Consider the following 24,890-nt stretch of genomic DNA (forward strand, 5'->3'; position numbering starts at 1 on the left):
CATGACGACCGTCATCTGCCCCTACTGCTTCGCCCGCTCCTCGGCGGCCGGGCTGCCGTACCGCTGTCTGATGATCGCGGGCGGGGTGCGCGGCTCGCAGCCGTGCGGCCCCGAACGCGACGACACATGGGCGGAGTTCATGGGACCGGGCATCCCGCCGTCGGCCCGGATGCGCGGCCCGGTCTTCACCCGGCCGCGTTCGGCCGCGTCCAGGCTGCGACCCGCCACGAACGCCGGGCCCGCCCTCTGTCCGGGCTGCGGCGTGACCACGACGGTACGGGTGTGCGGGTCCTGCCACAGCGATCTGCCCAGCGACTACTGCGAGCAGGACAGCCGCATCATCGCCCTGGTCGGCGCGAAGGCGTCCGGCAAGAGCACCTATGTCGCCGTGCTGGTCAACGAGTTGAACCGGCGCGTCGGCCAGGCCTTCGACGCCTCGCTCGCCGCGATGGGCCAGGGCACCCAGCAGCGCGACAAGGAGATGGCGCAGGACCTGTACGAGCGGCTGCGGCTGCCGGACGCGACCCGCCCGGCCGCGCTGGGCTTCAACGACCCGCTCCTGTACCGGCTGAGCCTGCCCCGGCGCCGGCGGTTCGGTGCGGGCAGCCGGCACACGACCCTCGTGTTCTTCGACGCGGCGGGCGAGGACCTGGCGGGCGCCGAGGCCGTGGACCGCTACACCCGCTACCTCGGCGCGGCCGACGGCATCATCCTGCTGGTCGACCCGCTGCAGCTGGGCTCCGTGCGGGACCGGCTGCCGCTGGGCGAGGGGCCGCCGCTGCCCGCCGTGGAGACGCCGCCGCAGCAGATCGCGGCGGACCTCGCCACCCAGCTGCGGGCGCACGGCAGGGGCGGCTCACGCGGCCGGGTGAGTACGCCCATGGCGGTGGCCGTGACGAAGACGGACATGCTGCGGCCGCTGCTCGACCCGCACTCACCCCTGCTCGACAGCGCCACCCACGACGGCGGGACCCTCGACGAGGACGACCGGCTCGCCGTGCACGAGGAACTGCGGTCCCTGCTGGCGGACTGGGACGCGGGAGCGCTGTACCGGCAACTGGAGCGGGACTTCGCGCAGGTCTCGCTGTTCGGCCTCTCGGCCCTGGGCGCGCCGCCGCCCGCCGACGCCCCGGCGGACGTGCCGAAGTCCGGGCCGCAGCCGTTGCGCGTGGAGGATCCACTGCTGTGGCTGCTGGCCCGTCGCGGTCTGCTGCCGGTGACGAACGCGGCGAAGGGACAGTCCAGGTGACGCTCTCCCAGCTCCACTACACCTCGGCGCCGCCCGGACCCGACGGCTCCGGCTTCCGGTTCACGGCGGTGAGCGACGGCGTACCGCAGGGCGTGCTCAGGGAGGCGGAGCAGCTCATCGGGTACGAGCCGCCGCGCGACCGGCCCGCCCGGCCCGACGCCGGTGAACTGGCGGACTTCCCCACGGCGTTCAGCTTCAGCGAACTCTCCGACGGCGGGCGGCTGCTGAGCCGGTCCGTGTACACGGGCATCGACTACAGCGGGCGCTGGGGCAACTTCCACGCACACGCCTGCCTCCTGCCCGCCGGGGCCCGGCTGCCGGACGGCGCGCTGCCCATCACGGCCTGGGAGTCGCGGCGTTGGACCCGCACCACACCTGACGGCGGGAGGCCCGAACCGATCGACCGCCTGGAGCCGTCGGGGCTCATGCAGCACGACACGCTGGTCGCCTTCGCGGCGTCCCGCGCCGACCGGCTCGCGGCGGTCCTCGCCGACGTCCGGGCGGTCGCAAAGGACCCGGGGGCCGGGCAGGTCGTGCTGGTGGAGCGGGACAGCGCGGCCGTGGCCCAGTGGATCGCGCTGGCCTGCGCGGCGCTGCCGCGCGAGCAGGCGCACCGGCTGACCTTCACGACGTACACGCGACGGCCGGCGCAGGCCAGGCAGCAGGTCGTCGGCGCGCTGCCGTCGTCCGAGACCGTGGCGTACGGCCACCGGCACCGGGTCCACGACTGCACCCGGCCCCCCGCGCCGGCCGACGCGGGGGACCCGGACCCGTGGGCGCAGGTGTGCGCCCTGGTGTGGCGGGCGGGCCGGCCCGACCTGTTCCGGCATCACGGGCCCGACCTCGGTTCGCTGGCCGCGGCGGCGCTCACCGCCGGGATCGCGCTGCCCGCGGCGGCCCTCGCGGCCGCCACGCACTGGGTCCGCGACCGTGCGGGCAGCCTGCCCGAGGAGGAACTGGCGCGGTTCGTCACCGCGCTGTGCGAGGTACGGCCGCCGGACGGCACGGCATCCGGCACGGAAGCCGTGCCGTCCGGCGCGGAAGCCGGGACGGCGTCCGACGCGGCGTCTGCGGACGGTTTCGCCGACGGGCTGGGCGCGCTGTTCGCACGCCTCGACGGGCAGGTGCCCGCCGCCGTCACCGCGCCGCTCGCCGCGCGGGTGCTGGACGCGGCGGTGCGCGGCGACGGGCCCGTCCCCGTCGTCCACGGCGCCTCGTTCACGCCCCAGGTGCGGATGCGGCTCGGCAAGGAGCTGGGGCACGCGGTCCGCGCGGGCGTCGCCGACCCGGCGCGGCCCCCGGCCGGGCGACCGCTCGGCCTGCTGCGGGTCGCCGACCTGCTGGACGTCGACTGCACCGACCTCCTCCCGGAACTCGCGGCACGGCTGGCCCGGTCCCTGATGGACCTCCCGGAGGCCCGGGTACCCGTCTCCGCGGCGGGCCCGGACGCACGTACGGGCGCGTACACGGGCCCGCGTACGGACGGGGGATGGGCGAGCCGGACCGCCCCGGCCGCGACCGCCGGCCGCGACGGCGCGACCCCCTGGTGGAGCACCCGCTCGGACCCCACGGCGGCAGGCACCGGCACCGGGAACGGGGCCGGCAGCGGGCACGGTGACGACGGTGGGCAGGGTGGCGGTGGGCCCGTCGACCGGCAGGATCTCGCCGCGCTGCGTGACGCCGTCGCCGAGCACCCCACCCTCCGGATCGCCCTCTTCGGCGCGCTCGACGCCGTCGCCGCCGCCCGGCCGGTGGCCGCCGCGCGGATGCTGGCCGTCGCGGACCTGCCCGTACGGGGCCACCCGGGGTTCCCGCACCTGCGGATGTGCGCGTCGAACGCGCTGCCCACGGGGGTGGGCGACCGGCTCACGGCGTTCCACGGCGTGGTGCGTACCGCGGGGGTCTCGGCGCACGCCGAGCCGGCCGTCCTGCGGACCGCGCTCGGCCTGGTGTGGCCCGGTGAACTGCCCACGGGGCAGGAGGCGAGCCTGCTGCTCAACCAGCTCGGCTCCGACCTGCACCGCGCCGCCGGCACCCGGGACCTGCTGATCGACGCCGCCCTCGCGGCACCGGCCGACGACCGCGACGTCCCGGTGCTCGCCGCCGACCTGCTGCGCTGCTTCACCACGGAACTGGAACCGGAGCGGCGCGCCGCGCTCCTGCTGCTGGAGTTCGCGGGCCTGCTCGGCACCGAGGGCGAGGGGCTGGACTGGGTACGGCGCGCGGCGGCGCTCACCGTGAACGCCCGCTCCCTGCCCGCGCCGGTCCTCGAACGGGTGCACCGTGCCCTGGCGCGCCGCCTGCTGTCCGGCGCGGTGCCGCCCGGTGAGCTGTACGCGCTGGCCCTCTCCGGCGACCCCGCCCTGCTCGCGGCGTACGAGCGGGCGGCCCGGTCCGCCCCGGTGGGCGACCGGCTGCGCACCGTCCCGCACTACGTCGCCGAGTGTTTCTGCGACTGGAGTTCGCACGCGGGTACGCACCCGGCGTGGGACGAGACGTGTGCCGTGCTGCTGGCCAAGGTGCTGCGGCCGATCGTGCGGGCGCTGCCCGCCGAGAACCTGACGCAGGTCGAGGCGGACCTCGCCCGGGCCGGCCGCGGCAAGCTCGACGCCTTCCGGTCCTGGAACCGGCCCGGCGCGCTCGGCCGCCTCGCGGGCCGGTTCACCGGTCGCGGACGTGGCAGGGGCGACGGCACGGACGGCGGCGCGGACAGTGGCACGGGCAGTGGCACGGGCAGTGGCAGTGGCAGTGGCAGGCACGACGATCCGTCCTCGCGGTACGGGGACGTGGCACCCCCGTACGACGGCGGGGAACGCCGGTGAACCTCCTCGTGCAGTGCGTCCTCGGCTTCGTGGCGCTGGTCGCGGGCGTCGTCTGTCTCTGCAACGCCCTGTGGCAGCTCCTCGCCCAGGGCGTGACGGCGGTGTGCCGTGCCCTGGGTCCGTGGCACGAGGGCCGCACCGACAGCCGCGTGCCGGGCGCCGGTGCCGGCGAACCGGCCGAACTCGCCTACTGGTGGCGGCAGATGTGGGTGGACGCGACCACGGCGGGCAACTTCGGCATCCAGATCGTCTGGGCCCAGTTCACCCACCGATGGATGCGCCGCACGACCGCGAACCTGTTCCGGGGGGTCCGCTCCACGGGGCGCGTCGAGCGCAACTCGTTCGTGCGGACGGTGATGTGGCTCCTCGCGCCCGGCACCTTCCTCGGCGCGCTCGCCGGCGCCTCGCTCGCCACCGTGCTCCTCTCCCTGGCGCTGGTGGTCTTCGCCCTGCTGCTCGCACTCGTGTGGCTGGGCGCCGCCGGCACCGCGCTGGTGCTGCGCGGCGCGGACCGCGGCTGGGTGACGGTCCGGCACATCCGCGTCAAGTGCCCGTACCCGGGCTGCTACCGGCCGGTGCCCCTCGCGGTGCACCGCTGCCCCGGGTGCCGGGCACCGCACGCCCGGCTGCGCCCCGGCCGGTACGGCGCGCTGTGGCACACGTGCTCCTGCGGGCAGCGGCTCGGGGCGGCCCGCCTCGTCAAACGCAGCCGTCTCACCGCCCTGTGCCCGCACTGCGACCAGGTGCTGCCGAACGCGGTGGGCACCACCCGGGTCGTGCACGCGCCGCTGATCGGCGGCACCTCGTCGGGCAAGACGATGCTGATGGCCGCCATGGTCGAGGGGCTGCAGGCCTGGTCGCAGCGGAGCGGCCTGCGCGTCGAGTACGCGTCGAAGGACGACCGGCAGGCCGCGGTCTCCCTCGGCCGGCAGCTGGCACAGGCCACCTGGGCCCATGCCACGACGGGCGGGCAGCCCCGCGCCTTCATGCTGCTGGTCACGCTGAAGCGGCGCCGCCGGCTGCTCTACCTCTACGACCCGATGGGCGAGTCCCTCGCGGACGCCGAGCGGGTGCGCGCCCAGCACTACCTCGCGCACACCGACGGGGTCGTCCTGGTCGCGGACGTACTCGCCGAGCCGACGGTACGGACGGGACTGAGCGGCGCCGACGCCGAGCGGGCCACCGCCGCACGGCCCTCGCCGCAGGGTCCGTGGGAGACGTACCAGCGGCTGGCGGGCGAGCTGTCGGCGCTCACCGGGCGGCGCGGCAAACTGTCCGTGGCCACGGTCGTCACCAAGCGGGACGTCCTCGACCGGCTCGACTCGCTGCCGGTGGCGGGTGCCCGGATCGACACCTGGCTGACGGAGATCGGCCTCGGCAGGCTCGTCCGCGCCCTCGGCCACGACTTCAGGGCCGACCGCTACTGGGCGGTCAGCGCGCACGCGGCCACCGGTACGGGCCCGCTGGAGAGCGAGCAGCGCCGGGCCGCCGAGCCCGTGCTGTGGCTGCTGGCCGGCTCGGGCCTGCGCACGGGCGCCCTGATCGGCCCCGACCCGGCCCGCGGCGCCGGCGGGACCGGCGGGTCCGGTGACCGCCCGTCCGGCGGCCCCCGGACCGGGAAGTCGCGGACCGGGAAGTCCCGGATCGGCGGTCCCCGGGTGGGCGGACTCCGGATCGGCGGTCCCCGCGTCGGCGGCCCCCGGACCGGCGGTCCCGGAACCGGCACGGCGGACAGCGCGGTCGCCCCGGTCGCCCCGGTCGGTTCCGGCGGCCCGGGTGGCTCCGGCAGCCCGGACACGTCCGACGACGAGGAGAGGTCCGACACCGCATGAGTACCGTGACGCGACAGATCGGGCGGGGGCGTCGCACGGCCCTCGGTCTGTTCATCGGCTCCCTGGTCCTGACGGGCGCGTCCCTCGTCGCGGCCGTCGTCCTGTACGCGACGCACTGACCCAGGTCGGGAACCGACCGACACACCAAGGAAGGACACGCAGTGAGTGACATTCCCGGCGGGCCCATGGCGAGCCGTCCGGTCCACTTCATCTGGCTGCTCGACTGCTCGTACTCGATGCAGGGCGAGAAGATCGCCCGGCTCAACTACGCGATCCGGGAGGCCGTCCCGGAGATGCGCGCGGTGGCCCACGACAACCCGGCGGCCCAACTGCTGCTGCGTACGGTCACGTTCTCCACGACGGCCACGTGGCACCACCAGACGCCCGTCCCCGTCGACGACTTCACCTGGCAGGACGTCGAGGTGGACGGGATGACCAACCTGGGCGAGGCGCTGAGCCTGGTCTCGCGCGAGCTGCAGAGCCCGCCGATGCCGCAGCGGGCCCTGAAGCCGGTCCTCGCGCTGGTCTCGGACGGTGTGCCGACCGACGACTGGAAGGCGGGCCTCAAGGCGATCGACGCGACGCCCTGGGGGCGCAAGGCGGTCCGGGTCGCGATCGCCGTCGGCCACGACGCGGACCGCTCCGTGCTGCAGGAGTTCCTCGCCAACCCGGAGCTCCAGCCGCTGGACGCCAACAGCCCCAAGCAGCTCGCGGCGGCGATCCGGTGGGCCTCCACGGCGGCGGTCAAGGCGGCCTCGCAGCCGGTCGCCGGCTCCGCGGACCCGCTGGCGAAGCAGCCGTTCGCGCCGCCGGTCCTCGACGACGACGATGACGACGACGTGTGGTGACGGCGCTCGCACGGCGCTGGGACATCCTCGCCGAAAGCATCCAGGGGTTCGGCAAACGGCAGAACCAGGACTGGTACGCGTGCACCGGCAGCGGTTCCGGCGCCGACCCCCTCGTCCTCGCGGTGGCGGACGGCCACGGTTCGGCCGCGTACCCGCGCAGCGCGCTCGGTGCACGGTTCGCCGTGGACCGGTTCGTCGTGCTCGCGGCGGAGTTCGGCCGGGCGGCCGGCGGCTGCCGGGAGCCGGGCCGGCTCACCCGGCTGATGAACCACGCCCGCAACGACTTCCCGCGCGCCCTCGTCCAGGCCTGGCGCGAGGAGGCCCTCGGGCACTGGTCGCGGCACCGCCCGGTGGCCGACCTGGGGCTGCCCGAACCCGGCCCCGACGAGAAGCTGAAGCTGTACGGGACCACCCTGATCGGCGCGGTCGTGCTGCCGGGGCTCCTGACGGCCTGGCAGATCGGCGACGGCGACCTGGCGGTGGTGGGCCACGACGGCTCGGTGGGCCGCCCGCTGGCCCCGGCCGAGGACGACCTGGCCGACCTGGGCGACGAGACCGAGTCGCTGTGCGGGCCGCAGGCGTGGCGCGCGGTGCGCACGCACTGGGCGCCCGTGTTCGAGGAGGCGCGGGTGCCGCGTCTGGTGGTGCTGTCCACGGACGGTCTGTCGAAGAGCTTCGCCCGGGGCGACGGCTTCACGGAGTTCGTCGGGGACCTGGACGGACGGCTCGCGACCGAGGGCGTCGAAGGCGTGCGGACCGCGCTGCCGGACTGGCTGCGGCACGCCTCCCGCCACTCGGGCGACGACACCACGCTGGCGGCGGCCCTCCTGCACCCGTACGCGGCGGACACCGCGACAGACACCAGGACCGAACGGAAGACGGAGAAGTAGATGACCGGCATGCTCGACAGCGGAACCCGCCTGACCGCGGACACCGGTGAGGAGGTCCAGGTCGTCGGCATGTTGGGGGCGGGCGGCCAGGGCGAGGTCTACCGGGTGCGGACGTCCGCCGGTGAGAAGGCCCTCAAGTGGTACTACCCGACCTGCGCGACCCCCGGGCAGGACGGGATCGTGCGGGAGCTGGTGGACCGCGATTTCGACGACGACCGCTTCCTGTGGCCCGAGACGTACATGCCGTGGCACCGCGGGTCGTTCGGGTACCTGATGGGGCTGCGGCCCGAGCGGTTCAAGGGACTGCCCGACCTGTTCCGCCGCCGGCTGCGCACCAGTACGCGCGCGTTGCTGACGGCCTGCCTCTACACCGTGGAGGCGTACCAGGCGCTCCACTCGCGCGGCATCGCCTACCGGGACATCTCCTGGGGCAACGTCTTCTTCGACCCGGACACCGGCGACATCCTCGTCTGCGACAACGACAACGCGGTGGTGGAGGGCGACGTGAGCGGCATCTCCGGGACGATGGAGTTCATGGCGCCCGAGCTGGTGCGCGCCGATCCCGGGGCCCGTCCCGGTACCCAGTCCGACCTGCACTCGCTGGCCGTCCTGCTGTTCATGTTCCTGATGAACCACCATCCGCTGAAGGGGAAGGCGGAGCTGACGATCCACTGCCTGGACGAGGCGGCCGAGCGGAAGCTGTACGGGAAGAGCCCGCTGTTCGTCTTCGACCCGGCGGACGACTCCAACGAGCCGGACCCGATGGAACACGCGACGGTGCTGGCCACCTGGGACGCCGCCGCGGGCACGCTGCAGGAACTGTTCCGGCGCAGCTTCACGGCCGGACTGCACGATCCGGCGGTCCGGGTACGGGAGTCGCAGTGGCGCGACGCGCTGCGCGCCGTACGGGACTCGGTGGTGGAGTGCGCGTCCTGCGGGCGGCAGAACATGACGGAGCCGGACGAGCACCGGCACCCGGCGCCCCGCCCGTGCTGGGGCTGCGGCTCCCGGCTGGTGCTGCCGCCGCGCCTGACGGTGACCACTCCCCCGCCGCGCACCGAACGCCACGTCCGGCTGCCGCGCGCGGCCCGCGTGCACGCCCACCATCTGCTGGCCGAGCCCGCCCGGCACGACTACTCGGACGCGACCCTCGTGGCCGAGCTGGTGGAACACCCCGCGAAGCCGGGCCGTTTCGGTATCGCGAACCGCACCCGGGACACCTGGACGGGCACCCGCTCGGACGGCACGTCCCAGCAGGTCGGCCCCGATCAGACGGTGCCGCTGCGCTCGGGGCTGGAGCTGGAGCTGGGCGGCGGGGTCAGGGCGGTCGTACGGGCCAAGTGACCGCCCCGGGCCGTCCGTAAACCCCGGGCCGCCTGTGACCCGGGGTTCACGGGCGGGCCGGGTTCACAGGCCGAGGACCCGGCTCAGCTCCTGCGCCAGTGCCAGTCCGCCGCTGCCTGCCGCGACGCCCACGGAGATCGTCTCCAGGGCGGAGCGGACGCGTCCGCGGTCGGGTGCGGCGCCGTCCTGCCCGGCGCGGGCCAGTTCGCCGCGTACGACCTCGGCCTGGGCGACGAGCGGCGGGTTCTCGGTGCGCAGGCGCTCGACGAGTTCGGCGGCCAGGCGCAGCGACTGGGCCGCGTCCGCCCCCTGGTTGATCTCGATGCGGCCGTGGTCGCCGAGGTTGGCGGGGCCGTTGACGTTGCCGTGGATGTTGAAGGTGCTCATGTCTGGCTCCTGGTCGAGGTGCTGGTCGCCGTACGCGCGGACCGGGCGGGCGGAGTGCGCCGGGCGGCGGGGGTCACGGCCCCGTCCCCTGCTGGCCGCCGCCCTGACCCTGCTGCTGGCCGCCCGCCATGGTGATCTGGCCCTGGTTGCCGATGTTGCTGGGGCCGTTGATGTCCCCGGAGATGTTGTACGTCTGGGTGCTGATGATCTGCTGTGCCTTGTCGAACGAGCCGGTGTCGACGTTGTGGTCCTGGAGGAAGCGCTCGGTCGCGACCAGCACGCCCTGCTGGAGGCGGAACAGGAAGTCCTGCGCGTCGGTCTTCTCCGAGTAGCCGGCCTGCGACCAGTCGCCGTACCTCTCGCGCAGGCTGTCGGACGCCCCGTAGTCGTACACGGCGTGGTGTTCCCTGATCTCGCGGCGGGTCCTCGCCAGGGCACGGTCCGCCTCGCGCCGGTGGCGGCGCCGGGTCCGCAGGCGCCGGACGGCGCCGCTGAGTTCGGGCCAGACGTGCGTGGTGGCGTACGTGAGAAGGTTCCACCAGCGTTCCGCGCGGGCCACGGGCAGGGCGTCCACCCGGTGGAAGCGGCCGTGCAGCGGCGGGATCGCGTACGCGGCGACCTCCCAGGTGAGGCTGGGCCGGTGCAGGCGCGCCCGCAGGTACATGGAGACGATGGTCCGGCCGCCCTCGCCGACGCGTTCGAGGCAGAGGTACGTGCGCATGCCGGCGCCGGGGTTCTGCAGACCGGCCTGGACGAGCTGCCGGGGAATCTGGGCGCGGGGGCGGCCGGCGCGGTCGGGCAGCAGATCGGGCAGGTGGAGGACGTTGCTGCCGATCACGTAGAGGCGGTTCCTGGCGCGCAGCCCTTCGAGGCCCGAGACGCCCTCCATCTCACGGGCGACGTAGGTGTGCAGGTCGACGGCGTCGAAGGGGCGGACGGTGAGTTTGCCGCCGGTGGGCGAGTCCGCGGGCCTGCTGACGTCGATCGGCTGCCAGAGCGTCTCCTTGATCTTGTCGCCGCTGCCGACGAACGGGTTGGTGCGCTCCGCGGAGTCGGTGTACGGGACGACGTTGGCCTTCCTGAGCTCGCGCAGCCGGTCCTCGGCCTCCGGTTCGACGGCCGGGGCGAGGTCCTCGGCCCTGGTCAGGGTGCGGTAGACGCCCTGGGCCGCGGCCCAGGCCCGTGCCTCGTGGCGGTGGACCAGCCACCAGGCGGCGGCCAGGACCGCGAGGGGTCCGTACACGGCGGTCGCCGCGAGTGATCCGTACCCCTTGACGAGGGCGCCCACGCCGAAGAGCAGGGCGGCCCAGCCCGCGAGGAGGAGCCGGGCGAGCCGGCGGTCGAGCGCGGCACGGCTGCGGACGGCCACGCGCGCGTGCCGGGCGAGCGCGACGAGGTTGACGCCGAGGGGCGGGCCCATGGCGTTCAGGCCGTCCCCGGTGAGCCGGTGGTCGGCCTCGTGGGCGAAGTCCGTGTCGAGATGTACGGACGCGCACAGCCGTCGTGTGACCGCGTCCTTGCGCATCTGCGGCAACGCCGGCAACTGTCTTGCGGCCATCCCGGTCCCCCCCCCACCCCGTAATCGCCCCATCACCCTATGGACACGGGGGGCCGTCTGTCCCGGAGTTGGCGGATGCGGCGGCGTCGCCGGCCAGCCGGACCAGCTCGGTCACCGGCATCGAGCCGGCCGCCCGCCGTTCGCGCGCGAAGTCGCCGGCGAGGCGCTGCAGGAGTTCGTTGAGCGGGGTCGGTACGCCGTGCAACCGGCCGAGGAGGGCGATCTCCCCGTTGAGGTAGTCGGCCTCGATGGTGCCGGTGCCCCGGTCGAGCGACTGCCAGGACGAGCCGCCGCCCCGCTCCGGGCCGCCGTCGAGGGGCACGAGGCGCATCTTGTCGGCGCGGGCCTCCTTCTGCTCCGCGGCCGAGGCGTACGGGATGCCGGCGGCGGTGAGCACGGCCTCGCCCTCCGCGCGTACCCGGCGGTTGAGCGCGGCGGACTCCTCGCCGCCGGTCACGCCGCTGACCGCCTCGACGGCGTTGGCGAGGTTGGCGAGCAGTTTGGCGTACTGCCAGCGCGTCACGTCGGCCACCACCGGCGCCTCGAAGCGGGAGGTGGCCAGGTCGGCGGCGACGGCCCGCGCGGTGTCGTCCGTGCCGTGCGGGAAGCGGCCCAGGTGCAGGATGCCGGTGAGGGGCGTGCCGGCCGCCGACACCTCACCCGGCTCGACGAAGGTGGCGGGCAGCCACACGCACACGCCGTACACCCGCCGGAAACGGCGCAGTGCGAGCCGCTGGCTCTCCACGCCGTTCTGGGCGCAGAACAACGGCAGCCTTGCGGCCGCCGTACCGCCGCCCGCGACGGGTGCGGGTGCCCACGCGTCCAGCGCCGCCACGCTGTCCTGCGTCTTGACGGCGAGCACGAGGACGTCGTCCGCGCGCAGTTCGCCGAGGGCGCCGGGACCGTCGACGGTGGGCAGCCGGTGGGTGCGCGGCCCCTCGGGCGTCACGAGCCGCAGTCCGCGCTCGCGCAGCGCCTCGTACTGGGCGCCGCGCGCGACCAGCACCACGTCGTGCCCCGACTCGGCGAGCCGGCCGCCGACCGCCCCGCCCACGGCCCCTGCTCCGATGATGATGTAGCGCATGGGTCCGAGCCTGCCACAGGCGCGCGGACGCCCGGCGGCCGGCCGCCGGTCAGCCGCCGGTCAGCTCGACGAGTTTGACGACGGTGTTCCAGTTGCGCGTGGTGGCGACGACGCCCTTCGTCAGCCGGGGCCGCGACAGGGCCTGCGCCAGTTCGGAGCGGCCGAGCCCGTCGGGCGCGTACAGGTAGAGGACGCGGTCGCCCAGGCGGAACTCCTCGGGCCGGAAGGCCTGCTGGTCGAGCGACCCGAAGCGGTCGGGTGCGACGGGCGCCGAGAAGTACGTCGCGTGCAGCTGCCTGGCCTCCAGTTCGGCGGCCGGGAACGGGCAGGCGTCGAGGACGGCCCGCAGGTACGCGTGGTCGCGCACGAGCACGTCGACCGGGAACCCGAAGTGCTCGGCGAGGGCCGCCGACACCTGCGCGGCGAGCGAGTCCGCGTCGCCGTGGCCGCTGGAGAAGACGGCGTTCCCGCTCTGCAGGTACGTGCCCACGTCGGCGTACCCGAGATCCTGGAGCAGGGTGCGCAGCTCGGCCATCGGCACTTTCCTGCTGCCGCCCACGTTGATTCCGCGCAGCAGCGCCGCGTACCTGGTCGTGCCCGTGGTCCCCACCGTCGTCCCCTCGCTCGTCCGGCCACCCCGAGAGCGGCCGTCGTGCCCCGTGGGGGTGGGCACGACGGCCGCGGCCGTGGGCCGCCCCGGCAACGCAGGTTACCGACCGGTCGGCCTGTCCGCGACCCCCGAGGAGCCGTTTTACATGTAGGGGGCGGCCATCCTCCTCAGTGCGGAGGCCGTGGGGTCCGGGGGGAGGAGGCCGCGGGGCCGGACTTCAGCAGAACGCACGAGGAGACCCCTTTATCCACGCCATACGTTCTTGACAGGAGGTGTCGGCGTGAGGCCGGCACCCGGAACAAGGGGGAAAGCCCGTCATGGGGAACGGAGACACGCGGGTACGGGGCATAGCGGCCCGGGCCGGCGGCTGGAGCGCCCGGCACCGCTGGGCAGCCGTCGGGATCTGGGTGCTGTTCGTCGTTCTGGCGATGGGGCTCGGCTCGGCGGCGGGCACGGTCGAGCTCAAGGACAGCGAACAGCTCGGGGGCGAGACGGGACAGGCCGCGGCCATCTCGGAGCGGGCGGGGGTCGACGAGCCGGCCGGGGAGACCGTGCTCCTCCAGGGCCGGGACGCGGGCCTGAAGGCGACCGACACCGAGTTCCGCGCCGCCGTCGCGGCCGTGATCGAGGCGGTCGAGGGCACCGGCAGGGTGACCGACGTGACCTCGCCCTACGAGACGAGGACGATCTCGAAGGACGGCCGCAGCGCGCTGGTGCAGTTCGACATGCGCGGCGACGCGGACACGGCGGGCGAGCGGGTGGAGCCCGTGCTGAAGGCCGTCGAGAAGGTCCAGAAGGACCATGAGGCGCTGCGGATCGAGGAGATCGGCGGCGCCAGCATGAACAAGACGTTCGACGACGCGTTCGGCGACGACTTCCAGCAGGCCGAGTTCTCCGCCGTGCCGGTGGCCCTCGGCATCCTGCTCGTCGCGTTCGGCGCGCTGGTGGCGGCCCTGGTGCCGGTACTGCTGGCGATCACCGCGATCATGGCCACGATGGGCCTGATGATGATCGTCAGCCATGTCCAGCCGATGGACGACACGTCCAGTTCCGTGATGCTGCTCGTCGGGCTCGCGGTCGGCGTCGACTACTGCCTGTTCTACCTGCGGCGCGAGCGCGAGGAACGCGCGGCGGGCCGGGACCCCGAGACCGCGCTGCGCATCGCCGCGGCGACCAGCGGCCGGGCCATCATCGTCTCCGGCGTCACGGTGTGCGTCGCGATGGCGGGCATGCTGTTCACCGGCATCGCCACCTTCAAGGCCATGGGCCTCGCCTCGCTGATGGTCGTGGCGGTCGCCATGGTCGGTTCGGTGACCGTGCTGCCGGCGGTGCTCTCGCTGCTCGGCACGCGGGTCGAGAAGGGCCGCATCCCGTTCCTGCACCCGGACAAGCGCCGCAGGAACAAGCAGGGCTCCGGCAACGGGTCCGAGGGCGGCAGCCGCTTCTGGACGAGCGTCCTGCGCGTGGTGCTGGCCAGGCCGGCGGTCTCGCTGGCCGTCGCGGGAGGCGTACTGCTCGCCATCGCGGCCCCCGCGCTCGGCATGAAGACCCAGAACCTCACGCTGGACCAGGAGTTCGGCGACTCGCTGCCGATCGTGGCGACGTACCAGCGGGTGAACGATGCCTTCCCCGGCGGTTCCGACCCGGCCGAGGTGGTCGTCAAGGCCGACGACATCAACTCCGCCGAGGTGAAGTCCGCCATCGCCGACTTCCGCGAGCGGGCGGTCAGTTCGGGTGCCTCGCGCGGTCCGGTCGACGTCAAGGTGCACGACGCGCAGAACATCGCCTTCGTGTACGTGCCGTTGGTGGGCGGCTCCGACCTCGACAAGGCCGAGAAGAGCCTGACGATCATCCGCGACGAGGTCCGTCCCGCGACGCTCGGCAAGGTCGACGGAGTACAGGCGCCGGTCTCCGGCCAGGTCGCGGGGTCGAAGGACTTCAACGACCAACTCGGCAGCGCGGTGGCCCCGGTCTTCGTCTTCGTCGTGGTCTTCGCCTTCCTGCTGATGCTGCTGTCGTTCCGCTCGCTGACGATCGCGATCACCTCGATCGTCCTCAACCTGCTGTCGGTCGGTGCGGCGTACGGCATCCTGGTCGCCGTCTTCCAGCACGGCTGGGGCGCGTCGCTGGTGGGCGCCGAGGGGGTCGGCGCGATCATCACCTGGCTGCCGCTGTTCCTCTTCGTGATCCTCTTCGGGCTCTCGATGGACTACCACGTGTTCGTGGTCTCGCGGATCCGTGAGGCGCGGCTGCGGGGGCTGACGACGCGGGACGCCATCCAGCACGGGGTGGTCACCACGGCCGGTGTCATCACCAGCGCCGCCGTCATCATGGTCGCCGTCTTCGCGATCTTCGGCACGCTGTCCATGCAGTCCATGAAGCAGATGGGCGTGGGCCTCGCCGCGGCGGTCCTGATCGACGCGACGATCATCCGCGGTGTGCTGCTCCCGGCGGTCATGGCCCTGCTCGGCGAACGCAACTGGTACTTCCCGAAGTGGCTGAACCGCCTGCCGGACCTCAGCCACGACGAGTCGTTCGAGGAGCCGCCGTCGCCGCCGGCGGTCGCGGGGGAGAAGGTGAGCGTCTGACCGGCCGTTCCGCACGGAACGGCAGAACGGCCGTGGGGCCGGAGCACCCGCTCCGGTCCCACGGCCGTTCCCCGCCGGTTCCCCCGTCGGCCTCCCCCGTCGGCCCCCGGCAGTCCCCCGTCGGTCAGGCCGCGGTGGCGACCTCCTCACGGTCGAAGGAGTCGATCGTGCGCGTGAAGTCGCGGGTGGAGAGCAGCAGTTTGTAGATGATGGCGAGTTCGAAGACGAGGAGCAGAGCTCCGGAGACGACGGTCGCCTCGATGACCGAGTCGAACAGCGGGCCGAGGATGAAGACACCCATCTGGAACTCGATACCGCTCACCAGGTGGGTACGGATGCGGTGGCGCAGGAAGAAGGAGCGGGCGCGGAGATAGACCGGGAAGCGGTGCCGGAACTCCTGGTGGAGGTCGATCACCCGGGCTGGCGTCCTCGCCTGCGTCTGTGCCTCGGTCTCCGCCTCCGTTGCCGCTCCTGCCGTCGTTCCCGCTTCCGCCGCCGTCGTCTCCTCGGTCGCCGCCGCCACGGCCGCCGCTGCCGGTGCGGCCGTCGCCGCCTGGCGGATGTCCTGTTCGATGTCCGCCTCGGGGTTGTTGCGGAGCAGGTCCTCCATGAAGGCGAGTTCCGCGGAGTTCTCCGCGCGCCGGGCCTCCCGCACCCGCGACTTGATCTGCTTGCGCATGGTGTGGCGGATCTTGAAGATCTCCAGGCCGTTGATGTAGCGCAGCGTGTCGAGGAAGACGACGGCCGCGGCCAGCCAGATGTAGATCGTCTCGCCGGTGCGGTCGTACTGCCCGGCCATCAGCGCGACTCCGCACACCGCCACCCGGATGCGGTCGAAGACGAAGTCCAGCCAGGCGCCGAAGACGGACCCCTGGCCGGTGAGACGGGCCACCTTCCCGTCCATGCAGTCCAGGATGAAACTCAGGTGATAGACGAACGCGCCGGCGACCAGCCACCGCCAGTCACCGAACGCGAAGAACGCCGCCGAGACCAGGCCGAGGAGGAACGCGCCCCAGGTGATCTGGTTCGGTGTGATCCGCGTGTACTTCGCGGTGAGCCGCACCAGCGGGGTGGCGACCGGGTCGACGAGAAGCACGGTCCACCAGGCGTCCCGCTTCTTCTCGGTGATGCGGCGCACCTCTGCGAGGGGCGGTATGTCACGGCGCATAGGTCAACTTCCCAATGTTCGTTTCGAGTTCACCTCACGCTAGAAAGGTGTTCGGAGAAAGAACAAGAAGAGGCCAGCGCAACCTTCTGCGGAGGTCGGCCGTCGTACTCAATAACCTGGTCCCTGACCTGACAGGATGGACCCTGCGTTATCCGGTCGTTATCGAATGACCTTCCCGTTATCCAAAGTGCGCCATGGCTTCACCAATTCCGCGCAACCGTGACCCGGGGGATTTCCGGGTTCGCTGACGGTCACCGGATCAGGTCCCGGTCAGCCCCTCGAAGGCTCATCGGCGCCCTCGGGGAATTTCCGCCTCGATGAGGTCCGCGGCGCGCGAGGTGCCGCCTTCGGCCGCCATCTCCGCCTGGATCCTCTTGAGGTTCCGCGCGGCCTCCGGGTCGTCGGCGATCGCGAGGACGGCCTCGCGCAGGGCGTCGGCGGTCGCCTCCTCCATCGGCAGGTACCGGGCGACGCCGAGCGACCGGAGCACGTCCGCGTTGCCGAACTGGTCGACGGCCTGGGGTACGCAGACCATGGGCGTGGCGGTCGCCATGCCCTCCTGGCTGCCGCCGGCTCCGGCGTGCGTGACGAAGGCGTCGGCCTGCTTGAGGATCGCGAGCTGCGGGACCCAGTCGTGGACCTCCACGTTCGCCGGGAGCTCGCCGAGTTCGGCCGGGTCGACGTGCTTGCCGATCTGCAGCACGAGGTGCCAGCCGGGCAGGTCGCCGAACGCCTTCACGCACGCACGGTAGAAGGCGGGCTGCTTGGTGAAGCTGGAGCCCAGCGACACGAGGACGACGCGTTCGGCGCCGTCGGGCCGCCGCCATGCGCCCTGGGCGGTGCGGTCGCCCTGGCAGGCGCCGACGAACGTGTACACGGACTCGTCGACCCGGTCGGCGTTCGGCTGGAGCGCCTTCGGGATCAGGACCAGGGAGCGGTCGGGGCGGCCGCCGAACGAGTCGGGGTCCAGACCGACCCCGTTCTCGTCCAGCCAGGCCTGGAAGCGGGCGTAGTACGCGCGGCCCCGCTCGGTCCGCTTCGGCTCCGCCCACATGGGTGCGGCGACCTCCTCCTCGTACCCCTCCCAGGCGACGAGGTTCGGCGAGAGCGAGACGGCCGGGACGCCCCAGCGGTGGGCGAGGACGCGGGCCGGGTACGAGGTGATGTCGTGCAGTACGAGGTCCGGCTCGTCGCCCTCGTACGCCGCGACGAGCTGCGGGAGCGCCTGGACGGCGTCCGCCAGGAAGGGCTCCACGTTGTCCAGGAGCGTGGTTCCCCAGGCCGCGGGGTCGTCGTCGGGTGCCGGCAGCGTCGACTTCCACAGCTTCGGCTCGGCGCCCGTCTCGGCGACCTTGCCGGCGAAGGCGGGCGGGATCGCGTACGTGACCCGGTGCCCCCGGGCGACGAGCTCCCGGATCACCTCCAGGCTCGGGTTCACGTGCCCGTGGGCGGCGATGGAGAACATGGCGATGTGGGCGGGGGTGGGGGTGAGGCGTGGGGTGGTCATGCGGGGACCTTAGGCGAGACGAGACGTCTCGTACAACCGATTATCCGGGGCCGGGTCGTTCGTGGGGTGCGGGTGCAGGCGCGGGTGCGGGTGCGGGCGCGGGAAGCCGCCTGCTTTCAGGGGCGCGGGGAACTGCGCGATCGGCCCCCGCCGGCCCGCACCCGACGAACGACCCGGCCCCGCGGGCCCGCCGCGGGCGAACCGTCACCGCTGGTAGCGGTTCAGGACCAGGTTGCCGTCCGTCACCAGGCGCCGCCGCAGTTCCCCCAGCCCGATCGCCCCGCTGTAGTACTCCTGGAGCGCGGGCGTGGCCACCTTGTCCTTCCACTCCGGATACCCCCGCACGGACTGCGCCGGAGCCGACCGCAGCCGCCCCGCCAACGCGACCCCGGTCGCCCACCCGTCGGCCTCGCCCCGCAGCGCCGGCGCCCGCAACGCCGCCGTCCCGGTCGGCAGCATCCAGTCCCCCAGGGCGAGCCGCACCATGTTCCGCGGCCGCAGCAGGAAGTCGATGAAGGCCGCGGCCTCCTCCTGGTGCGGACTGTCCGCGGCGACGGACAGCGTCTGCGGGCTCACCCCCTGAACGAGCCCGTCCGCCCCCGCGGGAGCGGGCAGCACCCGCCATTCGAACCCCTTCGGCGCCTGCTGCACGATCTGCTGCCGGTAGGAGAACCCGAGCGGAACCATCGCGTACTTCCCGCCGAAGAACCCCGGAAGCGTGTCGGACCCCCCGCTGCCGAGCGTCGAACGCGGCGCGCTGCCGTCGGTGTCGACCTGGTCGTGGATGGTGCGCGGCACCACCGCGTCCCCCTCGTCGAACCGGATCCGCACCTTTCCGTCGTCCCCGCGGTGGAACAGCCGCCCGCCGGCCGACAGGGACAGGTTGAGCGTGGCCGACACGGGCTCCTTGAGCGGCCAGGCCACCCCGTACTTCCCGTCCCCGTCCCCGTCCCCCTTCCCGTCCCCGCCGCCGCCCAGTTCGTCGGTGACGGTCCGGAACTCGCTCCAGCTCCACGGCTTCTCGGGGGTCGGGATCCGTACCCCCGACCTCTCCAGCCACTCGGCGTTGGCGATCAGGACGCGCGGTTCCTGGAGGAACGGCACGCCGTAGACCCCGTCCCCGAAGGTCGTCGTCTCCCAGCTGCGCTCCGGGATGTCGGACGTGAGCCGGTCGGACAGCAGACCGCTCAGATCCGCGAGATACCCGCCGTACGCGAAGTCCGCCAGGTCGTCCGAGGCGTCGTGGATGATGTCCGGCGCCTCACCGCCCTCGAAGGAGGTGAGCAGCTGGTCGTGGACGCTGTCCCAGGAGCCCTGCACGTACTCGACCTCGATGTCCGGATGCGCGGCGTTCCACTCCCGCACCAGTTCCCTGTTGACGTCGACGGACTCCTTCTGCCAGGCCAGGGACTGGAACCGGAGCGTGATCCGCCCGTCCTGCGAGCCGTTCCCGCCGTCGGAACAGCCGGAGCCCGCGACGAGCAGCAGTCCCACGGCCACCACGGCCGGCCATCGTGCGCGCATCCGCGTCCGCCTCCGCATCAGTTCTTCACCGCGCCCGCGAACATCCCGCCCGTGAGCCGTTTCTGGATGAGCGCGAAGACCACCAGTGACGGAACGGTCGCCAGGAACGCGGCGGCGGCGAGCGGGCCGAGGTCCGCCACGCCCTCCGCGCCGAGGAAATGGGTGAGGACGACGGGCAGGGTCTGTTTCTCCGGGCTCTTGAGGAGCACCAGCGCGAAGAAGAACTCGTTCCAGGCGCTGATGAACGCGAACAGGCCCGTGGCCACGATGCCGGGCGCGAGGAGCGGCGCGGTGATCGAGACGAGCGTGCGCACCCGGCCCGCGCCGTCCACCGCCGCGGCCTCCTCCAGCTCGGCCGGCACCGCCCGCACGTACCCCACGAGCATCCACAGCGCGAACGGCAGGGCCCACACCACGTAGACCATGACCAGCCCGCCCACGGAGTCGATCAGCCGCAGGTTCTTCAGGACGAGGAACAGCGGGATGATCACCAGCACGAACGGGAACGCCTGGCTGACCACGACCCAGCCGGTCGCCGCCTTCGCGAGCCGGGTGCGGTGCCGGGCCATGACGTACGCCATCGGGGTGGCGATCAGTACGGCGATCACCGCCGCCCCGAGCGCCGCGACCAGGGAGTTCGCCGCGGCCCGCAGCAGCGGCTGTTCGTCGAAGGCCTGGCGGAAGTTGTCGAGGGTCGGGTCCTGGGGCAGCCAGGCCGGGTGCAGGCTGCCCAGCTCGCGCGGCGGCTTGAAGGCGGTGGAGACCAGCCACAGGAACGGGAAGGCGAGGAAGACCAGGTACGCGAAGAGCGCGGCGTACTGGCCGGCGCGGGTCCTTCCGCTCGTCCTCACGTCTGCCCCTCCCCGCGCAGCCGGCCGACCAGTTGCAGGGCGAGGATCACCGAGATCACCGCGACCATCACGCATCCCATCGCCGCCGCGTAGCCGAACTGCCCGTAGCGGAAGGCCTCTTCGTAGGCGAACAGCATCGGCAGCCGGGTCCGGCCGCCCGGGCCGCCACTGGTCAGCACGTAGACCAGGGCGAACGAGTTGAAGTTCCAGATGAAGTTGAGCGCCGTGATGGCGAGCGCGACCGGTTTCAGGGCGGGCCAGGTGACCGTGCGGAAGCGCCGCCAGGCCCCGGCGCCGTCCATGGCGGCCGCCTCGTGCAGTTCGCGCGGGGTGTTCTGCAGTCCGGCGAGCAGGGCGACCGTCGTCTGGGGCATGCCCGCCCAGATCCCGACGACGATCACCGCGGGCAGCGCGGTCGCGAGGCCCGACAGCCAGTCCCGCCCGTCGCCCAGGCCCAGGTCGCGGATCGTCTCGTTGAGGATGCCCGCGTCCGGGTTGTAGACGAGCCGCCACATGATGCCGACGACCACCTCGGGCATCGCCCACGGAATGATCGCGAGGGCCCGTGCCAGCCAGCGCAGCCGCAGCTCCTCGTTGAGCAGCAGGGCGAGCCCCAGCGCGAGCAGGAACTGCGGGACGGTCACCCCCACCGCCCACAGCAGGCCGATCCGGAACGAGTCCCAGAACAGGGTGTCGTGCAGCAGGTCCTGGAAGTTGAGGGTGCCGATCCACTGCGTGGGCTCCGTCCGGCCCGACTGCGCGTCGGTGAACGCCAGGGCGATGCCGTAGAGGAGCGGCCCGACGCTCAGCACCAGGATCGGGATGAGCGCGGGCAGCACCAGGAACCAGGCGCCGTGGTCGACGGGGCGCCCCGGTCCGCCGGGTCCCGGCGCGGGTTTCCCTGGCCGCTTCCCCGCGGTCGCCCATGTCACGGATTCGGCTCCTTCGAGCGGTCCACGCCGGTCCGGCCGTCCCGGTGGCCCCCGTCATCGTCGTGATCCCCCGGCACCGCGTCAAGACAGCACGCACGCCCTGCCGGCGGCTCCTACCAGTGCGAACGCGGCACCCGGCGACGTACGGCGTGATCCCGGTGTCCGCGGCGAGGGGCAGAATGGCGTGCGACGCGGTACGCGGTGACGGCGGGAGCCGGGTGCTCCACGGGAGGCGAGTGATGGACGAGACACAGGCGCGGAACGTGCTCGCCGAGGCGGATCTGGGCCGGGACGGCCGGGACGCGGTGCTGCTCGCCCTGGGCGAGAACGCCGTGTTCGCCACCGGTGACCTGGTGGTCAAGGTGGGTCGCGACAGCGAGCTCCTCGACCGTGCGCGGCGTGAACTGGCCGTCGCGCTCTGGCTCGCGGAGGCGGGCGTCCCGGCGGTGCGGGCCGCCGATCCCGAGGCCCGGTCCGTGGCCGGACACCCGGTGACACTGTGGCACCGGCTGCCCGACCCCGTGCGCCCGGCCGGGCCGGCCGATCTGGCCGGCCTGCTGCGGGTGGTGCACGCCCTGCCCGCGCCCGGCTTCGCGCTGCCGCGCCGGGAACTGCTGGGCGGGGTGGAACGGTGGCTGCGGCTCGCGGGCGACGTGATCGACCCGGCGGACGCGGCGTACCTGCGCGGCCGGCGGGACGGCTTCGCCGAGGCGTCCGCCGCGCTCACGCCGGCACTGCCGCCTGGCCCCATCCACGGCGACGCCCTGCCCCGCAACGTGCACGTCGGTCCCGACGGACCGGTCCTGGTCGACCTGGAGACGTTCTCCGCCGACCTGCGCGAGCACGACCTGGTCGTGCTCGCCCTGTCCCGCGACCGGTACGGGCTGTCCGCCGAGGCGTACGACACGTTCACCGGGACGTACGGCTGGGACGTGCGCGAGTGGGAGGGGTGCACGGTGCTGCGCGGGGCGCGTGAGACGGCGAGCTGTGCGTGGGTCGCGCAGCACGCGCCGAGCAGTCCGAAGGCGCTGGCGGAGTTCCGGCGGCGGGTGGCGTCCTTGCGGGACGGCGACGAGACGGTGCGGTGGTATCCGTTCTGACCTGAGCGTTCCGCTGCGCGGCCGGTGCGTTGTCCGCGGGAGCGTCGTGGCCGGTCGCGCGGTTCCCCGCGCCCCTTCGGGGCACCGTCAGCCGCGGATCGTCCCCGCTGCCCGGTGCAGCTCGGCCAGGACCGTGCGTACCGCCTTGCGTGCCGTGCGCTCGGGGCGGTGGAGGGCGTCGATGTGGCGGCGGGCGCGGACGCCGCTGAGCGGTCTGAGGACCAGGGCGGGGTGCGGGCGCATCGTCCAGCGGGGCATCAGGGCGAGCCCGCCGCCGGCCGCGACGGCCTCGGCGACCACCGCGAACTCGTTGATGCGGTGGGCGAGGCGCAGCGGGCGGCCCGCCGCCGTGGCGATGGCGTCGATGGTGGCCACGACCGGGAAGCCGTCGTGGGCCGTGATCCAGGTCTGGTCGGCCACATCGCGCGGGGTCAGCCGCCGCTTCACCGCGAGGGGGTGGTCGGCGGGCATGGCCACGTCGAGCGGTTCGCGCAGCAGTGTCGTGGCGGTGACGGTGTGCGGCCAGCCCGGGGTGTGTTCGAGACGGTGGGCGAGCACGAGGTCGTACTCCCGGGTCAGCGGCGGGAAGTCGTCCTGGGTGACGTCCGCGTCGGCGAGGGACAGCCGGGGCCCGCCGGGTGCGGCGAGGGCCCGCAGCAGCAGGGGGAAGAACGCCGACGCCGCGCTGTGGAAGGCGGCCACCGACACCTCGCCGTCCGGCCGGTCGACGAACTCCTCCACGGTGTGCCGGGCGCGCTCCAGCGCCGTCTCCACCTCGATGGCCGCGCCGGCCAGGGCCTGCCCCGCGTCGGTGAGGACCAGCCGCCGCCCCTGGCGCTCGGTGAGCGGCACGGGGATCGCGCGCTGCAGCAGCCGCAGCTGCTGGGAGATCGCCGAGGGCGTGACCAGCAGCGCCTCGGCGACCGCTGTCACGCTGCCGAGTTCGCCCAGCTCACGCAGGATCCTGAGCTGTCGTTCGTCCATGCCCCGGCCTTCCTGCCGATGTAGTGATGCTAAAGGATCATTTAAGAAGTTGGCCCTTTGCTTCAGGGAGGCGGCAGGGCAGGGTGAGCGCGTGCCCGATGCCCGCCGTACCGATGCGGTACTCCTCCTCGTCGCCCTCGTCTGGGGCTCCAGCTACCTCTCCGCCCAGACGGCGACCGCCGTGCTGCCCGTCCTGGTGGTGCTGTTCGCGCGGTACGCCCTGTCCGCGCTCGCCTGTCTCGGGCTGGTCGCCGCCGGCCGCGGGTCCGGCCCGTGGACCCGCGACGAGATCCGGATCGGCCTGCCGCTCGGAGTGACGCAGGCGGCCGTCCTGGTGGTGGAGACGTACGGCGTCGCGCACACGAGCGCCGCCAACGCGGGTCTCATCATCAGCCTGACCATCGTGATCACCCCGCTCCTGGACCGCACCGGCCGCGGCGGGGGTCTCCCGCCGGCCTTCTACGCGGCGGCCGGCGTGTGCCTGCTGGCCGTCGGCCTCCTCATGTCGGGCGACGGCTTCCACGAGCCCCGCCTCGGTGACCTGCTGATGCTCGGCGCCGCGGTGATCCGGGCGGGGCACGTCGCGCTGGTCGGCCGGCTCACGGCGGGCCGCGCGATCCGGCCGCTGCGGCTGACCACCGTGCAGATCCTCGTCGGCACGGCGCTCTTCCTGGTGCCCGCGTCCGGCGACCTGTCCACCCTGGTCCACGTCGGCGCGGCGGGCTGGGCCCAGCTGCTCTATCTCGCCCTGTTCTGCAGCGTGTTCGCGTTCCTCGCGCAGACCTGGGCGGTCCAGCGCACCTCGGCCAGCCGGGCCAGCCTCCTCCTGGGCACCGAGCCGATCTGGGCCGCGGCCGTGGGGATCGCCCTGGCGGGCGACCACTTCACCCCGCTCACGGCGCTGGGCGCGGCCCTGATGGTCACAGGAACGTACTGGGGCCAGTCGACAGAACGCGCCCACCGCGCCACGAAGGCCGCGCGAAGCGCGCCTTCGGGGGCGCGGGGAGCTGCGCCACCCGCCCTCACCCGCCCGCAGCCGAAGACCGACCCCCAGGAGGCCACCGCATGTCCGCCCCCACCGCCCACGACACCTACGCCCGTCTGATCGCCCTCCTCGACACCGCCTCCGTCCCCTACGAACTGCTCGACCACGAACCGGAGGGAGTGACCGAGGCCGTCTGCGCCCTGCGCGGCCACCCCGTGTCCGAGGCCGCCAAGTGCATCGTCCTGCGCGTCAAGGTGGACAGGAGGACGACCCGCAACGTCCTCGCGGTCGTCCCCGGGGACCGCCGTGTGGACCTGGGCGCGGTCAAGACCCTCTACACGGCCCGCTATGTCGGTTTCAGCGACGCGGAGACCGCCGAGCGGCTGGCCCGCTCGGTCCCGGGCACGGTCCTCCCCTTCAGCTTCGACGCGGATCTGGAGGTCGTCGCCGACCCGGCCGTCGTGGCCCGGCCGCGCCTCTACTTCAACGCGGCCCGCCTGGACCGCTCCCTGGTCATGTCCGGCGCCGACTACGCGGAGCTGGCCCGGCCGCGCATCGAGCGCATCGCAGGCCCCGCCGCCGGCTGACGCGGAAGCGGGGCGCAGACGGAGGCAGCCGGAGACGGAG

Annotated in this window: 21 protein-coding genes; 11 read left to right on the top strand and 10 right to left on the bottom strand. The window is 73.4% G+C overall.

The genetic code is table 11. From position 1 onward, the window contains the following. Position 1: 1 nt before the first annotated feature. The 7 genes from QFZ75_RS09505 (at position 2) to QFZ75_RS09535 (ending at position 8,985) form a co-directional block, all read left to right on the top strand. Positions 2–1,249 carry a hypothetical protein gene (locus tag QFZ75_RS09505; protein WP_307535503.1) on the top strand — a complete coding sequence of 416 codons (1,248 nt, stop codon included), beginning with the start codon at positions 2–4 and terminating at the stop codon, positions 1,247–1,249. Then, positions 1,246–4,071: a GTPase-associated protein 1-related protein gene (locus QFZ75_RS09510; RefSeq protein WP_307535505.1), complete on the top strand. Its 2,826-nt coding sequence runs from the start codon at positions 1,246–1,248 to the stop codon at positions 4,069–4,071. Before QFZ75_RS09505 ends, QFZ75_RS09510 begins: the two co-directional genes overlap by 4 nt. After that, entirely contained in the window at positions 4,068–5,903 is a 1,836-nt protein-coding gene (locus QFZ75_RS09515; protein WP_307535507.1) for a hypothetical protein, read from the top strand. The genes QFZ75_RS09510 and QFZ75_RS09515 overlap by 4 nt, the downstream gene beginning before the upstream one ends. Continuing rightward, the gene (locus QFZ75_RS09520) at positions 5,900–6,022 is read left to right on the top strand and encodes a hypothetical protein (RefSeq protein ID WP_307535509.1); all 123 of its coding nucleotides are present in this window, start codon (positions 5,900–5,902) and stop codon (positions 6,020–6,022) included. The genes QFZ75_RS09515 and QFZ75_RS09520 overlap by 4 nt, the downstream gene beginning before the upstream one ends. A gap of 66 nt (positions 6,023–6,088) precedes the next feature. Beyond that, entirely contained in the window at positions 6,089–6,751 is a 663-nt protein-coding gene (locus tag QFZ75_RS09525; RefSeq protein WP_307544348.1) for a tellurium resistance protein, read from the top strand. Beyond that, on the top strand, positions 6,748–7,641 hold the full coding sequence (locus tag QFZ75_RS09530; protein ID WP_307535510.1) for a protein phosphatase 2C domain-containing protein: 894 nt from the start codon (positions 6,748–6,750) through the stop codon (positions 7,639–7,641). Before QFZ75_RS09525 ends, QFZ75_RS09530 begins: the two co-directional genes overlap by 4 nt. Further along, complete coding sequence (locus QFZ75_RS09535; protein WP_307535512.1) at positions 7,642–8,985, top strand: serine/threonine-protein kinase; 1,344 nt, start codon at positions 7,642–7,644, stop codon at positions 8,983–8,985. It abuts the gene before it with no gap. A 63-nt stretch (positions 8,986–9,048) separates the two neighbouring features. Here QFZ75_RS09535 and QFZ75_RS09540 read toward each other — a convergent pair whose 3' ends face one another. The 4 genes from QFZ75_RS09540 to QFZ75_RS09555 form a co-directional block, all read right to left on the bottom strand. Continuing rightward, positions 9,049–9,372 carry a hypothetical protein gene (locus QFZ75_RS09540; protein WP_307535515.1) on the bottom strand — a complete coding sequence of 108 codons (324 nt, stop codon included), beginning with the start codon at positions 9,370–9,372 and terminating at the stop codon, positions 9,049–9,051. A 73-nt stretch (positions 9,373–9,445) separates the two neighbouring features. After that, a complete protein-coding gene (locus QFZ75_RS09545; protein WP_307535518.1) occupies positions 9,446–10,930 on the bottom strand; it encodes a hypothetical protein in 1,485 nt (494 codons plus the stop codon). Positions 10,931–10,967: 37 nt separating this feature from the next. Continuing rightward, complete coding sequence (locus QFZ75_RS09550; RefSeq protein ID WP_307535520.1) at positions 10,968–12,014, bottom strand: ketopantoate reductase family protein; 1,047 nt, start codon at positions 12,012–12,014, stop codon at positions 10,968–10,970. A gap of 49 nt (positions 12,015–12,063) precedes the next feature. Then, on the bottom strand, positions 12,064–12,624 hold the full coding sequence (locus QFZ75_RS09555) for a DUF1697 domain-containing protein (protein WP_307535522.1): 561 nt from the start codon (positions 12,622–12,624) through the stop codon (positions 12,064–12,066). A 317-nt stretch (positions 12,625–12,941) separates the two neighbouring features. Here QFZ75_RS09555 and QFZ75_RS09560 point away from each other — a divergent pair, with 317 nt between their 5' ends. Next, a complete protein-coding gene (locus tag QFZ75_RS09560; RefSeq protein ID WP_307535523.1) occupies positions 12,942–15,212 on the top strand; it encodes an MMPL family transporter in 2,271 nt (756 codons plus the stop codon). Positions 15,213–15,336: 124 nt separating this feature from the next. Here QFZ75_RS09560 and QFZ75_RS09565 read toward each other — a convergent pair whose 3' ends face one another. The 5 genes from QFZ75_RS09565 to QFZ75_RS09585 all read right to left on the bottom strand — a co-directional run bounded on the left by QFZ75_RS09565 (position 15,337) and on the right by QFZ75_RS09585 (position 21,194). Next, on the bottom strand, positions 15,337–16,380 hold the full coding sequence (locus QFZ75_RS09565) for a CDP-alcohol phosphatidyltransferase family protein (RefSeq protein ID WP_307535525.1): 1,044 nt from the start codon (positions 16,378–16,380) through the stop codon (positions 15,337–15,339). A gap of 286 nt (positions 16,381–16,666) precedes the next feature. After that, complete coding sequence (mgt, locus tag QFZ75_RS09570; protein ID WP_307535527.1) at positions 16,667–17,887, bottom strand: macrolide-inactivating glycosyltransferase; 1,221 nt, start codon at positions 17,885–17,887, stop codon at positions 16,667–16,669. Between the two features lie 204 nt (positions 17,888–18,091). Beyond that, entirely contained in the window at positions 18,092–19,411 is a 1,320-nt protein-coding gene (locus QFZ75_RS09575) for an ABC transporter substrate-binding protein (RefSeq protein WP_307535528.1), read from the bottom strand. A 17-nt stretch (positions 19,412–19,428) separates the two neighbouring features. After that, on the bottom strand, positions 19,429–20,262 hold the full coding sequence (locus QFZ75_RS09580) for a carbohydrate ABC transporter permease (protein WP_307535530.1): 834 nt from the start codon (positions 20,260–20,262) through the stop codon (positions 19,429–19,431). Further along, the gene (locus QFZ75_RS09585) at positions 20,259–21,194 is read right to left on the bottom strand and encodes a carbohydrate ABC transporter permease (protein WP_307535532.1); all 936 of its coding nucleotides are present in this window, start codon (positions 21,192–21,194) and stop codon (positions 20,259–20,261) included. The genes QFZ75_RS09580 and QFZ75_RS09585 overlap by 4 nt, the downstream gene beginning before the upstream one ends. A 239-nt stretch (positions 21,195–21,433) precedes the next feature. Between QFZ75_RS09585 and QFZ75_RS09590 the strand changes: the two genes are divergently transcribed. Then, positions 21,434–22,294 carry a phosphotransferase enzyme family protein gene (locus tag QFZ75_RS09590; RefSeq protein WP_307535534.1) on the top strand — a complete coding sequence of 287 codons (861 nt, stop codon included), beginning with the start codon at positions 21,434–21,436 and terminating at the stop codon, positions 22,292–22,294. Between the two features lie 87 nt (positions 22,295–22,381). Here the strand turns inward: QFZ75_RS09590 and QFZ75_RS09595 are convergent, their stop codons facing one another. Then, positions 22,382–23,278, bottom strand: a complete 897-nt coding sequence (locus QFZ75_RS09595; protein WP_307535535.1) for a LysR family transcriptional regulator — start codon at positions 23,276–23,278, stop codon at positions 22,382–22,384. Between the two features lie 91 nt (positions 23,279–23,369). On the opposite strand from QFZ75_RS09595, the gene QFZ75_RS09600 reads away from it, so the two are divergent. Beyond that, positions 23,370–24,383 (top strand): DMT family transporter, encoded by a 1,014-nt coding sequence (locus QFZ75_RS09600; protein ID WP_307535537.1) that lies wholly within the window; start codon positions 23,370–23,372, stop codon positions 24,381–24,383. Continuing rightward, complete coding sequence (locus tag QFZ75_RS09605; protein WP_307535539.1) at positions 24,344–24,850, top strand: YbaK/EbsC family protein; 507 nt, start codon at positions 24,344–24,346, stop codon at positions 24,848–24,850. The genes QFZ75_RS09600 and QFZ75_RS09605 overlap by 40 nt, the downstream gene beginning before the upstream one ends. Positions 24,851–24,890: the final 40 nt, after the last annotated feature.

The sequence above is a fragment of the Streptomyces sp. V3I8 genome (assembly GCF_030817535.1).
Taxonomy (GTDB): domain Bacteria; phylum Actinomycetota; class Actinomycetes; order Streptomycetales; family Streptomycetaceae; genus Streptomyces.

What these genes read in the sequence shown, in the direction of transcription:
- QFZ75_RS09505 (WP_307535503.1), top strand. Translation starts at nt 2, where the DNA reads ATGACGACCGTCATCTGCCCCTACTGCTTCGCCCGCTCCTCGGCGGCC.
- QFZ75_RS09520 (WP_307535509.1), top strand. Translation starts at nt 5,900, where the DNA reads ATGAGTACCGTGACGCGACAGATCGGGCGGGGGCGTCGCACGGCCCTC.
- QFZ75_RS09525 (WP_307544348.1), top strand. Translation starts at nt 6,089, where the DNA reads ATGGCGAGCCGTCCGGTCCACTTCATCTGGCTGCTCGACTGCTCGTAC.
- QFZ75_RS09535 (WP_307535512.1), top strand. Translation starts at nt 7,642, where the DNA reads ATGACCGGCATGCTCGACAGCGGAACCCGCCTGACCGCGGACACCGGT.
- QFZ75_RS09540 (WP_307535515.1), bottom strand. Translation starts at nt 9,372, where the DNA reads ATGAGCACCTTCAACATCCACGGCAACGTCAACGGCCCCGCCAACCTC.
- QFZ75_RS09545 (WP_307535518.1), bottom strand. Translation starts at nt 10,930, where the DNA reads ATGGCCGCAAGACAGTTGCCGGCGTTGCCGCAGATGCGCAAGGACGCG.
- QFZ75_RS09550 (WP_307535520.1), bottom strand. Translation starts at nt 12,014, where the DNA reads ATGCGCTACATCATCATCGGAGCAGGGGCCGTGGGCGGGGCGGTCGGC.
- QFZ75_RS09560 (WP_307535523.1), top strand. Translation starts at nt 12,942, where the DNA reads ATGGGGAACGGAGACACGCGGGTACGGGGCATAGCGGCCCGGGCCGGC.
- QFZ75_RS09565 (WP_307535525.1), bottom strand. Translation starts at nt 16,380, where the DNA reads ATGCGCCGTGACATACCGCCCCTCGCAGAGGTGCGCCGCATCACCGAG.
- mgt (WP_307535527.1), bottom strand. Translation starts at nt 17,887, where the DNA reads ATGACCACCCCACGCCTCACCCCCACCCCCGCCCACATCGCCATGTTC.
- QFZ75_RS09575 (WP_307535528.1), bottom strand. Translation starts at nt 19,411, where the DNA reads ATGCGCGCACGATGGCCGGCCGTGGTGGCCGTGGGACTGCTGCTCGTC.
- QFZ75_RS09590 (WP_307535534.1), top strand. Translation starts at nt 21,434, where the DNA reads ATGGACGAGACACAGGCGCGGAACGTGCTCGCCGAGGCGGATCTGGGC.
- QFZ75_RS09595 (WP_307535535.1), bottom strand. Translation starts at nt 23,278, where the DNA reads ATGGACGAACGACAGCTCAGGATCCTGCGTGAGCTGGGCGAACTCGGC.
- QFZ75_RS09605 (WP_307535539.1), top strand. Translation starts at nt 24,344, where the DNA reads ATGTCCGCCCCCACCGCCCACGACACCTACGCCCGTCTGATCGCCCTC.